Raw genomic sequence first — 13,723 nt, 5'->3', positions numbered from 1 at the left:
GAGAAACCTATATAAATCAATTTTAAAAACAATTGGTAGAAACTATTAGTATGCTTATTTTTGTTGGACCAATAAATTTCTGATTAAAAATGAATTTACACGAATATCAAGGAAAAGAATTATTAAGCAGTTTTGGAGTACGAATCCAAAGAGGAATTGTAGCCCAAAGTGCTAAAGAAGCTGTTGATGCAGCAAAGCAATTAACAGCTGAAACTGAAACAGGTTGGCATGTTATAAAAGCACAAGTTCATGCAGGTGGACGTGGAAAAGGTGGAGGCGTTAAATTGGCCAAAAACCTTAAAGAAGTTGAAGAAATTGCAGGACAAATCATAGGAATGGATTTGGTAACACCTCAAACTTCTGCAGAAGGAAAACGTGTTCATCAAGTTTTAGTTGCTGAAGATGTTTATTATCCAGGTGAAAATGAGCCAGACGAATATTATATGTCTGTTTTATTAAATCGTGCAACTGGAAGAAATATGATTGTATATTCTACAGAAGGTGGAATGGACATTGAAACTGTTGCCGAAGAAACACCAGAATTAATACATAACGAAGAGATTGATCCTTCAACTGGTATATTACCTTTTCAAGCACGTCGTATTGCTTTTAACTTAGGTTTATCAGGTACTGCTTTTAAAGAAATGACAAAATTTGTAACAGCTTTATATACAGCTTACGATAAATCGGATGCGTCTTTGTTTGAAATTAACCCAGTATTAAAAACTAGTGATAGTAAAATAATGGCTGTTGATGCTAAAGTAACTTTAGATGCTAACGCATTATACAGACATAGAGATTTAGCTGAATTACGTGACTTACGTGAAGAAAACCAAATTGAAGTTGAAGCAGGTGCTTTAGGTTTAAACTATGTAGACTTAGACGGAAACGTTGGTTGTATGGTAAATGGTGCTGGTTTAGCAATGGCTACTATGGATTTAATTAAGCAAGCAGGTGGTGAGCCAGCTAACTTTTTAGATGTTGGTGGTACTGCAGATGCAGCTAGAGTAGAAGCAGCGTTTAAAATTATATTAAAAGATCCTGCTGTAAAAGCCATCTTAATCAATATTTTTGGTGGAATTGTACGTTGTGACAGAGTTGCTCAAGGTGTTATTGATGCTTATAAAAACATGGGGAATATTAATGTTCCTATCATTGTACGTTTACAAGGAACAAATGCAGATATCGCAAAAGAATTAATTGACAATTCTGGATTAGATGTAATGAGTGCTACTGAGTTCCAAGAAGCAGCTGATAAGGTGCAACAGGTTTTAGGATAGTATTATTTTTATACTAGACAGTTAATTATAAATTAAAAAGGTTCTCAAATTTGAGAACCTTTTTTGTTAGTTATAAATGTAATCCACATTCCGTTTTGGGATTGTTATTCCATCGTCCACTCCTATCTTTTCCAGGCACTGTACAATGCTTACAACCAATAGAATGATAACCCTTTGCAACTAAAGGGTGAAAAGGGAGTTGATGTTCTTCAATATAAGCATCTCTTTCTTTTTTTGAAACATCCAATAAAGGGTAGAATTTTAAAATATTACCACGTATTTCAAAAATATCTAAAGATGCTCTGTGATCACTTTGCCACTCCATTAAGCCAGACATCCAAATTTTATAATGTTGTTTAATACGGTCTAAAGGCTGTACCTTATTTATAGAACAACAGAAATCAGGATTCTTTTTCCAAGTTTCATCTTTGGTGGTAAACTCGTGTTCTTCTTTAATTGCAGATACAGATTTTACATTGAGATTGTACTTAGCTTGTAAAATGGATTTGTACTTTAAAGTATCATCAAAATGGTAACCCGTATCAATAAAATAAATTTCTTGCTTTAGGTTCGTATCAGACACTAATTTTAACAAAAATGCAGATGTAGCAGCAAAAGAACTTGTGACCATAACATCTGTAGTCTCAAAATCTTTATACAGTTGTGCTATACGTTGGCAAGACGTAAGTGGCTTATACTTTTTATTTAATGCTTTTATATCTTCAATAGAAAAATACTGTTGTGGATCAATTTTGGGTGTTGTTTCAAGCATAGATAAATTTCTTCTGTTGAGTACAAGTTATTAACTTAAATTTTAAGTAAAAAATTTACTTCTAAATTTTATGGATATTTTAATTTACTCCTTCTTTTTTTTAGGTTTTGGCATTGGACCTCTTAAATGGATGATTAATCCATTTAAAAAATTTCGTAGAATTTGATCTCCACATTCCATATATTTAGGATGGTCTTCATTTCTGAACATCGCATTAAGTTCACTTTTAGAAATTCTGAAGTCAACTAATGATAAGATTTTTACAATATCATCATCTCTTAGTTTATGTGCTACTCTTAGCTTTTTAAAAATGTCGTTGTTTGTCATTTTAGAGTTTTAATTATGTTGTTTGTGATATAAAGTCTGTTATTTTTAATAGTAGGAAATTAAGGTTTTTTATTTAACCAATCATAGGCTTTATTAAAATTTGTAGCCCATAATTTTTCATTATGTTAGCCTCCTTCAACAATATGATTTTCAATATGTGTTTCCTTAACTCCTTTAAATTTTAATAATTTAAGCATTTCTTCTAATTTCGGAATCATAGTTTCTCCTTCATCAGTACCAGCTAAAAAATAAAATTTTGAAGTTTTTGGGATGTCAGTTGATGCTACCATGTCGAAAATTTCAGGATTAATCCAAAATGAAGGTGAAAATGCTACAGCGGTTCCAAATGTTTCAGGATATTTTATTGCAGCATAGAATGATATTAAGCCACCTAAAGACGACCCAAATATTGTAGTGTTTTCTGTTTCTGATTTTGTTCTATAGCTAACATCAATATGAGGCTTTAAGGTGTTTTTTATAAATTTTAAATAGGAGTCACCTTTTCCGCCACCATACTTTTCATGTTTATATGGAGTGAGTTCATTTATGCGTTTTTCATTGCCATGTTCTATGCCAATAATTATACTTTGGTTATCTATTAATGTATCCATATATTCATCGACTTCCCATTCACCTACATAAGATGTTGTAGCATCAAATAAATTTTGTGCATCATGCATATAAATCACAGGATACGATTTTTCTGATTTTTCGTATTCTGAAGGCAAATACACCCAAATTGTTTTCGACGTATTTAATTGAGGAGCAGTAATTGAAAACTGTTTAACTTGTTTAGAAGCAGTGCTTTGAGCTGTTAGTTGAGTGGTTGTAAATGCTAAAATAAGCAGGTATAAATACGGTAATTTCATCCTGTTGCTTGTCTTGTGAGTTGACAAAAGTTTAAAAAAATCGACTAAGTACATTTAATTTTTCGACAAGATACATTATATCAACGACAATAAAATAAACAACCTCTGTAACTTTACAGTATTAAATAATCCCCTCATAATAATGATAAATCGTGCTGAAAAACTGAGCTTACTTTCTGAAATGATAGCATTCGCTCAAACAGATGAAAATATAAGGACTATTGAATATAATTTTTTATTCAGTATTGCCAAACAATTAGATATATCTAAAGAAGATTTTGAATACCTTTTTAATCATCCTGTAACATATGTTAACTTAAAATCTCATAGTGAAAGGATTGTTCAATTTCATAGATTAGTACTTCTAATGAATTTAGATCACAAAGTCGCACCAAAACAATTGGTTAAAATTCACAATTTTGGATTACGAATGGGATTAAGTCATGAATCAATTAACCGCGTTCTAGATTTAATGGATAGTTTTCCTAATAAAATTGTACCACCAGATTTCTTGATTGATATTTTTAAAGTGCAGTATAACTAGTATTCAGTTTGCAGTCTCAATGGTAATTTTAAAAAGCTATCCTATTTAAATATATGCTTAATTTTTAGAACAATCTCTCTGTGAATCTTTGTGCCTTCTCTGTGTAATAATTTCAGTTTTAGTCTCAGTCTCAGTCTCAGTTTTTAATCTTGAAATTTAGTTATTGAGTTTCGGAATGTTTTCTTCTTCGGAACTTTATGTAAAATCTTCCAATCTTCCGTCAATTTTTTTAGCTTCACACTTCACACTTCACACTTCACACTTCACACTTCACACTTCACACTTCACACTTTTTACTGAGCAACTGACTACTGTTTTACACCTTTAACTTCTCTAACTTACTCTGATAGGCTGTAATTTCATCTCTAAAACGAGCGGCTTCTAAAAAGTCTAAAGCCTTTGCAGCTTGTTCCATTAATTTGCGTCGTTCTCTAATTTTCTTTTCGAGTTCTTCTTTTGTTAAATATTCGCTTTCTGGTTCTGCAGCTATTTGCGCATCTAATTCTGTCCGATAAGTACTTACGGAGTTTTTAGTTAATGCACTATCTAAACTCTTATTTAAAGCTTTAGGAACAAGATTGTGTTTTGTATTGTATGCAATTTGTTTTTCACGACGATAATTAGTCTCATCAATAGTTTTTTGCATGCTTTTTGTAACTTTATCAGCATACATTATAGCTTTTCCATTTAGGTTTCTTGCGGCTCTACCAACAGTTTGCGTTAGTGAACGCGCAGATCTTAAAAAACCTTCTTTGTCAGCATCTAATATAGCTACAAGTGATACTTCGGGTAAATCTAGACCTTCACGCAGTAAGTTAACACCAACCAAAACATCAAATACTCCTTTTCGTAAATCTTGCATAATTTCAACACGCTCCAGAGTATCTACATCACTATGGATGTATCGGGTTCGTACTGAAATTCGAGTGAGGTATTTCGTCAATTCTTCCGCCATTCGTTTGGTCAACGTGGTTACTAAAGTCCGTTCGTCTTTTTCAACACGATTTTGAATTTCTTCAATTAAATCATCAATCTGATTTAGGCTTGGGCGCACTTCAATAATAGGGTCTAATAAGCCTGTTGGACGAATGACTTGCTCTACATAAACACCATCTGTTTTTTGCATTTCGTAATCGGCTGGAGTTGCTGATACATAGATTACTTGGTTTTGTAGCGCTTCAAATTCTTCAAACTTTAAAGGTCTGTTGTCCATGGCTGCTGGCAATCGGAAACCATAATCAACTAAATTAACTTTTCTGCTTCGGTCACCTCCGTACATGGCATGAACTTGTGAAATGGTCACGTGACTTTCATCAACCACCATTAAAAAATCATCTGGAAAATAATCGAGTAAACAGAAAGGGCGTGTTCCTGGTAATCGTCCGTCTAAATATCGCGAATAATTCTCAATACCTGAACAATACCCTAATTCTCTAATCATTTCCAGATCGAATTCTGTACGCTCTTTAAGACGTTTGGCTTCAAGATGTTTACCAATCTCTTTAAAGTAATCGTATTGTTTTACCAAATCTTCTTGAATATCTTTTATTGCCGCATTTAGTACATCAGGTGATGTTACAAACATATTTGCAGGATAGATATTTAGACGATCGTAGCGTTCTATAACTTCGTTGCTTCTGGCGTCAAACGCTTCAATTTCTTCAATTTCATCACCAAAGAAGTGAATTCTAAACGCATGATCAGCATAACCAGGAAACACATCTACGGTATCTCCTTTTATTCTAAAGTTTCCGTTTTTAAATTCAGATTCCGTTCTAGAATATAAACTTTGAACCAGTTGGTGTAATAATTTAGTACGAGAAATAACTTGATCGCGTTCTATAGAGATGACATTCTTCTGAAATTCTACAGGATTTCCAATACCATATAAACACGATACTGAAGCAATCACAATCACATCACGACGACCAGAGAGTAGGGAAGATGTGGTACTTAAACGCATCTTCTCTATTTCTTCATTGATAGATAAATCTTTCTCAATATAAACGCCAGAAACGGGAATGTATGCTTCGGGTTGGTAATAATCGTAGTACGACACAAAATACTCAACAGCATTCTCAGGAAAAAACTGTTTGAATTCTGAGTAAAGTTGTGCTGCTAAAGTTTTATTATGTGCCAAAACCAAAGTTGGTCGTTGTACTTCTTCAATCACATTGGCAACAGTAAAGGTTTTACCAGAACCAGTAACACCCAAAAGGGTTTGGTATTTTTCGTTGTCGGTAATTCCTTTTGCTAGTTTTTTAATAGCTTGTGGCTGATCACCAGTAGGTTTAAATTCAGACTCAATTTTAAATCGCATACTGCAAAGTTACGATAAAGCGCTTATAATTTAATTGTGAAGCGCGTTACAATTGCGTTAAAATAAAACGGACTTCAAGATTTAAACTCTGAAGTCCGTTTTATAGATTGTTGAATATGGATACTTTTTTTATATGAGATGTACGTGTAATAGGCTTTAATGTTTTAAAGCAAAATGCCCTCTAAGTTCTTTACCATTTTTTAATGTAATTAAATACCAGAAATCATTGGATTCTAGTAGTTCTCCATTGTAATAGCCATCCCAAGAATATTGTGAAGGGATTAATTGTTTGATAAGCTTACCGTATCTATTAAAAATAAGTATTTCTTTTACAATGCTATTTCTGTCAATAACGGTCCAGAAATCATTAGTAGTATCGTTATTAGGAGTGAAAAAGACAGGAATGAAAAGATCTTCTTCAATTTCAAAAGAGAGTGTTTTTAAAACACAACCGCTACGGTCTTGAACATATAGCAGGTGTAAACCAGTTGTAAGGTTATTAAAGATATTAGATATTTGAAAATCGTTGCCATCTATAGCATATTCGTAATCTAAAGACGTATCTGTCATGTTTACAGTAAGTGTTCCTTCGTTTATGAAAATATTAAATTCATCTAAAGTAAAATCTACAGCATCGTTAATAGTAATATCAAAACTACTTTCGTTAGAGCAGGTATTTGGAGCTGTGCCTATGTCGTTATAAATGTATAAGGTTTGTGAGTTTGTAATAATATCTCCAGCATTGCGTTGCGTTCCTGTACCGTTTGTTCCTGTAAAATAATTACCATTGCTTAGTGCTGGTAATATAAATTCAGAACATATAGTTTGGTTAGCAAGCGTATCTACATTTGGTGCACCAGTAATAGTAATATCAAAACTACTTTCGTTATTGCAAGTGTCTGGAGCTGTACCAATTTCAACATAGATATAGATGGTTTGTGAGGTTGAAATGGTATCTCCCGCATTTAGAGGTGTACCTGTACCATTTGGTTCTGTATAGTAGTTGCCATTAGTAAGTGTTGGTAAGGTAAATGAACCACACTCTGATTGATTAGAAAGCGTATCTATATCAGGAGTCCCACTCACTGTTACGTCAAAACTACTTTCATTAGAGCATGTATTTGGTGCTATACCTATTTCATTGTAAATATAAATGGTTTGTGATGTTGAAATAATGTCACCAGCATTGAGCGGAGTACCTGTCCCGTTTGAACTTGTAAAATAGTTACCATTTGTCAGTGTAGGTAAGGTATATCCTGAGCACACATCTTGATTAGTAATGGTATCTATATCAGGTGCTCCTGTGATAGTCACTTCAAAACTACTTTCATTAGAGCATGTATTTGGTGCTATACCTATTTCATTGTAAATATAAATGGTTTGTGATGTTGAAATAACGTCACCAGCATTGAGCGGAGTACCTGTCCCGTTTGAACCTGTAAAATAGTTACCATTTGTCAGTGTAGGTAAGGTATATCCTGAGCACAAATCTTGATTAGCAATGGTATCTATATCAGGTGCTCCTGTAATAGTCACTTCAAAACTACTTTCATTAGAGCACGTATTTGGTGCTGTTCCTATTTCGTTATAAATGTAAATGGTTTGATTTGTTGAAATAACATCACCAGCATTTAGTTGTGTTCCAGTGCCATTAGTACCTGTGAAATAGTTGCCATTTGTTAGTGTAGGTAAGGTGTAATTTGAGCATGTGGTTTGGTTTGAAAGCGTATCTACAGCTGGACTATCAATAATTAATAGCGCAGCATTCGTTATTAGCAGACAAGAATTATAGGTGACTTCACAGTAATATTGATTTCCATTAAAACTTAAAGGAGCATTAGTGATATCCAACCAGCTGTTTTGTGGGTCAGAGTATGGACTAGCATTAGGAACATTTATCCAATTTCCAGAACTATCAAGAACTTTCCATTGGTATTGGAATATACTATTATTTAAAGATGTCGTAAACGTTACAGAACCATTCTCACAAATGGTTTGGGTTATTGGGTCAATAATATTTGGTATGTTATTTGTAATTGGATCTGCTGTATGTGATCCTAAATCTGAGCAATTTTCACTAGATTGAATAGACCAATCACTACTATCATATGTCGTTTGAGGTAGTGGTGCATCTGCGTTTCTAACAACAGTATAACCTCTTTCGTCAGGTGCGTTTACAATATCAATAAGATTTCCGTTTTTAAAGAGTTTGAATTCATCATTATCATTAATCCCTGTAGGAATATTGAAATCTACATCTAGAGGAGAACAATCATTGCCGCTTCCCATTTGAATGATAAATGTATCTAGTGGTGGAATTGTTCCTGTAATGTTATTAAAAACATTATTAGGTGTTGGGTTTCCTACATCACCATAGCGTTCTATGACATAAATATTATCTAAAACCACAGGAGCATTTGTAGGATTATAAAGTTCTATAACTGCATAGTCTCCGCTATTGGCATCAAATATTTCTGAAATATAAATATCGGCAGGTTCACAATCTGAAGTTATCAACGTAAAATCTGCAGCAGATGTCCCAGTGCACCCTCCATTACTTACAATTGAAAAGCTAGAAGTATCGCTTATACCAGCAGGTATAATAGCAGTAATTTGATTGTCATTTATAATGGTGAATGTAGTGTTAACCCCATCGATAGAAACCGAAGCAGTAGCATTAAAATTACTACCACTAATTGTAATCAATGTGTTTTCCGGTCCACTAGAAGGTGTAAATGTATTAATTATTGGAGCAGGGCAAAAGTTATTATCTGTTATAGCATCGCTACCCATTATGGCATAAGCGTTCGTTATAAAAAATAAACTTAAGACGTAGGTATAGTGAATTAATAAATTAATGCGCGTCATTACTTCAAATTAAACGTTGAAAAATAATTGATTTATTTATTGAGGTACACCCAACCTGTATAAGGTTTAGAACTTGTATTAGGCTCATTTAAATATAATACGTAGAAGTAAGTGCCCACAGGTAGTATTTTATCTGTATGCATTAAGCCTTTATTTGCTGTTCCGAACCATTTTTTAGTATTGTTGCCTTCAAAAACTAAAGTACCGTATCGGTTATAGATTTCCAACTTATGGTTGGTGTAGACATCATATAGACCTTGAATGTTAAACCAATCATTCTTGTTGTCATTATTAGGTGAAAAACCATTTGGTATAATTGGTTCATCTACTAATGCAGCAATGTTAAAATCGATGGACTTAATAATACAACCATTAGAATCTTGTACATATAAGGTGTGAGTACCTTCAGAAATATTTGTAAATGTATTTTCACTTTGAAAACTAGAACCATCAATGGCGTATTCGTAATTTATTGTTGTGTCAGTCATGGTTATCGTTATTGAATCTTCATTGATGTCAATATTCGAATCCGTTAAAGTAAAATCTGTAGAAGGATAAATTGTAACATTAAAGCTGCTTTCGTTATTACAAGTATCTGGAGCTGTACCAATTTCATTAAAAATGTAAATGGTTTGTGAAGTTGAAATAATAGCGCCAGCACTAAGTTGTGTTCCTGTGCCATTGGTTCCTGTAAAATAGCTGCCATCTGTAAGGTTTGGTAAAATAAATTCAGAACAAATAGACACATCAGAAAGGGTATCTACATTTGGCGTGCCAGTAACATTAATATCAAAACTACTTTCGTTAGTACAAATATTAGGAGCAACTCCAACTTCATTATAAATATAAATGGTTTGTGATGTCGATATGATATCTCCTTCATTTAAAGCTGTACCATTACCATTAGCAGCGGTAAAATAATTTCCATTAGTAATACTTGGTAACACATATTCAGAACAAACAGTTTGGTCTGCTAATACACTTACTAATGGGTTTCCACTAATAGAAACGGTGAAGCTAGATTCATTTTGGCAGGTATTAGGAGCAGTGCCAGATGTGTTAAAAATATAAATGGTTTGGAAAGAGGTTATAATATCTCCGGCATTAAGCTGAGTTCCTGTACCGTTAGGTCCTGTATAGTAATTTCCGTTAGTTAACTCAGGTAATGTATAATTAGAGCATACAGTTTGGTTTGGTAAAGTATCTACTTCAGGATTAGAAACCTCAAGTTGAGCCGCATCTGAAACAAGGTTACAACTTACAGATGATAGTAAACAGTAATATTGAAGCCCATTAAAACTAGCAGGTGCATTAGTAATGGTTAGGGTGTTGGTAGTTGCACCAGAATAATTACTGTCGTTGTTGACATTTACCCAGTTTCCTGAAGCGTTAAGAACTAGCCATTGGTAAGTATATGAGCCTGTATTTACAGCTACAGAAAAAGTTGCTGTACCATTTTCGCAAATGTCCTGATTATTAGGTTGTGTAATATTTGGAGTAGAACTCGCATCGGCAGTGTGCGATCCTAAATTTGAGCACTCTTCAACCTCTAATAATAACCATTCGTTAAGGTTAAATGTTGTACTTGGAGCAGATGCATCTGCATTTCTAATAAAAGTATAGCCCACTTCATCATCTGTATGCATGATATCTATGATAGCTCCGTTTTTTAGTAATTTAATTTCATCATCTTCATTAATACCAGCAGCTACAGATGTACCAACAGTTAAGCCACTACACGTATTGCCTGTACCACCCATTTCGATAATATAAGTACTAAGAGGCGCAATAGAACCTTCTAGTGGGATTGTAGCACTTGGAGCAACATTACCAATATCTCCAAAACGTTGCACTTCGTAAACTGAATTTAAACTTATAGTTGTATTGGTTGGATTGTAGAGTTCTATAACACCATAACTTCCTCCGTCAGAATCATAAACTTCTGAGATATAAATCTCATCAGCAGAAGTGCAATCAGAATTAATTAAAGTAAAATTAGAAGAGGTTGTTGTATTACATCCTCCAGAAGTTGTAAGCGTTATATTAGACATATTAGAAATTCCAGAAGGAACAAAAACTGAAATTTGAGTATCACTTAGTATTGAAAAGGGAGCATTAACACCATTAAAGTCTACTGTTGTTGTCGTAGTAAAATTACTTCCATTTAGTGTAATTTCTGTATTTACAGGTCCACTAGAAGGATTAAATGTATTTATTATTGGCGCCGGACAATCTATATCGATAATAGAATTATTAGAACTATATAAAAGGTGCGCGTTAATTAATAGGGTAATTGTAAGTAGAAAAAATCGGTTATTCATTTCGTTATTTTAAGCGGTAAAAATAGATTAGTAATACGTTTTTATTGTTAAGCCTCGGTTAATATAATTATCTTTTTAATGTAAAATGACCAGTGTAAGTTTTGCCATCTATAAAATTGGCAATAAACCAATAATCGTCACTTGGGAGTGGTTCGCTATTTAGAGTTCCATCCCAACCAGCAGTCATTGCATTTTGTTGCGTAATTAATTTGCCATAGCGATTAAAAATTTGAATTGATGTTATTTGATTGAATTGTGCATCCGTGCCTATAACTTGCCAAGTAGGATTGTCATCATCTCCATTTGGTGTGAAGAATTTAGGGAACCCTAAGACTGATATAGTTGCTTCAATAGCATCACAACCATTTTTATCTTTAATATAAACGGTGTGAAAACCTTGAGAAACATTAGTAAAGACAAAGTTATCTTGATAAAATCCATTAGTATCATCTAAAGCTATTTCATAATCACCTGTACCAGAAACAGTAATTGTAACTGTATTATTGGGAGCAACACCAGTAACACTAATTCCTTCAAGAGTTGCGGATTCGGAGGGTAATACGGTTATTGTTCTACTAGAAGAGCAACCGTTTGGATCTGTAACAATTACAGTATAATTGCCAGGTTCTGTAAGGTTGTAAAATGAGGTGTTTATATCTGTAACAGTTCCATTAAACTGCCATTCGTAATAATAATTATTAGGTAAATCATTAAGAACACCTCCATATATAGTTAAAGGTTCTGAAGAATCTATACAATAAATATGTGTTTCATCAGCCTCTAATAAAGGTGTATAAAGTATATTAAGGTTTACGGTAGAAATACTATAACATTGATTGTTAGTACTCACTTTTACATAAATAGTTTGAGAATTTGCTATACTATTTTCAAATGTATTAGAAAGCGCATTGGTTTCATTAAACGCATCTTCTTCGGTTTCGTAATAGGTTACATTAGAATCAACCGGAATTTGATCTAAAATAGAAGCTTCAATTTCAGATAAATCAAAGGTTGTAAAACCATCTGTAACATCGCCGTCACACCCTTGTAAATCTGGAATAGTTAAAATATTATTTGACCTTTGTAATTCTAATTCTGAGATATTAAAACAATTAGATTGATTAACAATTCGTGCATAAACGGTTTGGAAAGGGGAGGTGTTTTCAAATGTTTCAGGATTTGCAATTGCATTTATGTTTGCAATAGCATCAGCTTCTGATAAGAAAAAGTTATCCACATAAATATCTTGGTCTCCGTTAGTTAAATCGTTAGAAGCATTAAATAAATTATAAGTGGTTATACCATCTTGATTTAAATCACATTCAATTAAAATAGCATCAGATTCAAGAGGTAATGAAGCATATTCTATTATCACTTCGCCATAAGCAATACAACCATTAGCAAGCGTTACTTCTACAGTATAAGTTCCTGCCTCTGTAACGGTATAAGTACCACATGTGCCACAAATAAGAGAACCACCTTGTACTAGTACGTTATCTTTATACCAATCATAAGTGTTTTGCCCATTTTGATAAGCGTTTAATTCTAATGTTTCGCCTTCGCAAAGAGCGTTTTCAGTAGCAATAAGTCGGTTTGGTCCAATATCGGAAGACAACTCAAAACTACTAGCTTCTAAAAAAACAACAGAGTCATATCTGTAGTTATTTTCGTCTGCTATTACTAATTTAACATGATATGTTTCATTGGGTACTACATTTGCAGTTGCTGTTAAAATCGCAGTCTGGCCATTAAAGTTTATAGGTGAATCAGCTCCGTTAAAACTACCAAAAAAGGTCTCGTTTTCAGGAGGACAGCTACCAGGAACTCCCGGAGAAACCGTTGTTACTTTTACAGGAATGTCTGTATTTGGTACTAAAGCAATATTTTCATAAGGGGTTTGGTTATCGTCAGGACGAATTAAAAACCCAAATAAATCTGAATATTGACAGGTATTAGCATTGTTTTCTTGATATTCTTCAGAAGCAAAAATATATCTGAAGCTAATTTGTGAAGCAACAGACGTAAATTCAAATTCTAAAATGGTAGCGTTTATTGTTCCAGATTCATTCAGTGCATTTTCTAAGTCAGCATCTCCATTCCAATTTGGTGCATTATCATCACTTAAATTATTATTTGGCCCTGGGACATTATTTAATCTTCCTGTACTTAAAACTATACCGCTTTGAAAAGGAAAAGTAGAACCTGTGGCATCAAAATAGCCATAGCTTTGATCTGCTCCACCAAAATCGCCCCCAACAACATTAGTTACAGTAACATTATCTATACAATCACTATCAATTAAAATATCCTCTACAAGTTGTTGAGGCGTATAGGTTTGGCTATCTATCGTAATGTTTTGAGAATACGTAAATAAAGATACCAATAAGGCAATTAAAAGGATTATTTGCTTCATTTTTAATTT

At 33.4% G+C, this 13,723-nt stretch carries 9 protein-coding genes; 2 read left to right on the top strand and 7 right to left on the bottom strand.

What is annotated here, in order from left to right; translation table 11 throughout:
• Positions 1-89: 89 nt before the first annotated feature.
• Positions 90-1,280: an ADP-forming succinate--CoA ligase subunit beta gene (gene sucC, locus KO504_RS06175; protein ID WP_215925453.1), complete on the top strand. Its 1,191-nt coding sequence runs from the start codon at positions 90-92 to the stop codon at positions 1,278-1,280.
• A gap of 70 nt (positions 1,281-1,350) precedes the next feature.
• On the opposite strand, the gene KO504_RS06170 is transcribed toward sucC, so the two are convergent.
• The 3 genes from KO504_RS06170 to KO504_RS06160 all read right to left on the bottom strand — a co-directional run bounded on the left by KO504_RS06170 (position 1,351) and on the right by KO504_RS06160 (position 3,248).
• Positions 1,351-2,052 (bottom strand): phosphoadenylyl-sulfate reductase, encoded by a 702-nt coding sequence (locus tag KO504_RS06170; RefSeq protein ID WP_215925452.1) that lies wholly within the window; start codon positions 2,050-2,052, stop codon positions 1,351-1,353.
• An 84-nt stretch (positions 2,053-2,136) separates the two neighbouring features.
• Positions 2,137-2,379, bottom strand: a complete 243-nt coding sequence (locus KO504_RS06165; RefSeq protein ID WP_215925451.1) for a DUF1456 family protein — start codon at positions 2,377-2,379, stop codon at positions 2,137-2,139.
• A 125-nt stretch (positions 2,380-2,504) separates the two neighbouring features.
• Complete coding sequence (locus tag KO504_RS06160) at positions 2,505-3,248, bottom strand: alpha/beta hydrolase (RefSeq protein ID WP_215925450.1); 744 nt, start codon at positions 3,246-3,248, stop codon at positions 2,505-2,507.
• A gap of 142 nt (positions 3,249-3,390) precedes the next feature.
• Here KO504_RS06160 and KO504_RS06155 point away from each other — a divergent pair, with 142 nt between their 5' ends.
• Positions 3,391-3,792, top strand: a complete 402-nt coding sequence (locus KO504_RS06155; protein WP_215925449.1) for a TerB family tellurite resistance protein — start codon at positions 3,391-3,393, stop codon at positions 3,790-3,792.
• 316 nt (positions 3,793-4,108) lie between these two features.
• Here the strand turns inward: KO504_RS06155 and uvrB are convergent, their stop codons facing one another.
• From uvrB to KO504_RS06135, 4 genes are all read right to left on the bottom strand, one after another.
• A complete protein-coding gene (uvrB, locus tag KO504_RS06150) occupies positions 4,109-6,112 on the bottom strand; it encodes an excinuclease ABC subunit UvrB (RefSeq protein WP_215925448.1) in 2,004 nt (667 codons plus the stop codon).
• 156 nt (positions 6,113-6,268) lie between these two features.
• The gene (locus KO504_RS06145; RefSeq protein ID WP_215925447.1) at positions 6,269-8,980 is read right to left on the bottom strand and encodes a T9SS type B sorting domain-containing protein; all 2,712 of its coding nucleotides are present in this window, start codon (positions 8,978-8,980) and stop codon (positions 6,269-6,271) included.
• 32 nt (positions 8,981-9,012) lie between these two features.
• Entirely contained in the window at positions 9,013-11,301 is a 2,289-nt protein-coding gene (locus tag KO504_RS06140) for a gliding motility-associated C-terminal domain-containing protein (RefSeq protein WP_215925446.1), read from the bottom strand.
• Between the two features lie 67 nt (positions 11,302-11,368).
• Complete coding sequence (locus KO504_RS06135) at positions 11,369-13,714, bottom strand: T9SS type B sorting domain-containing protein (RefSeq protein WP_215925445.1); 2,346 nt, start codon at positions 13,712-13,714, stop codon at positions 11,369-11,371.
• Between the last annotated feature and the right edge of the window lie 9 nt (positions 13,715-13,723).

This window comes from Winogradskyella psychrotolerans (assembly GCF_018860565.1).
GTDB classification, from domain to species: domain Bacteria; phylum Bacteroidota; class Bacteroidia; order Flavobacteriales; family Flavobacteriaceae; genus Winogradskyella; species Winogradskyella damuponensis.
Note: the sequence above shows the minus strand (reverse complement) of the source record. Positions and strands in the feature narration are given on the sequence as shown.

Coding starts and splice junctions, on each gene's coding strand:
- sucC (WP_215925453.1), top strand. CDS start 90: ATGAATTTACACGAATATCAAGGAAAAGAATTATTAAGCAGTTTTGGA.
- KO504_RS06170 (WP_215925452.1), bottom strand. CDS start 2,052: ATGCTTGAAACAACACCCAAAATTGATCCACAACAGTATTTTTCTATT.
- KO504_RS06165 (WP_215925451.1), bottom strand. CDS start 2,379: ATGACAAACAACGACATTTTTAAAAAGCTAAGAGTAGCACATAAACTA.
- KO504_RS06160 (WP_215925450.1), bottom strand. CDS start 3,248: ATGAAATTACCGTATTTATACCTGCTTATTTTAGCATTTACAACCACT.
- KO504_RS06155 (WP_215925449.1), top strand. CDS start 3,391: ATGATAAATCGTGCTGAAAAACTGAGCTTACTTTCTGAAATGATAGCA.
- uvrB (WP_215925448.1), bottom strand. CDS start 6,112: ATGCGATTTAAAATTGAGTCTGAATTTAAACCTACTGGTGATCAGCCA.
- KO504_RS06145 (WP_215925447.1), bottom strand. CDS start 8,980: ATGACGCGCATTAATTTATTAATTCACTATACCTACGTCTTAAGTTTA.
- KO504_RS06140 (WP_215925446.1), bottom strand. CDS start 11,301: ATGAATAACCGATTTTTTCTACTTACAATTACCCTATTAATTAACGCG.
- KO504_RS06135 (WP_215925445.1), bottom strand. CDS start 13,714: ATGAAGCAAATAATCCTTTTAATTGCCTTATTGGTATCTTTATTTACG.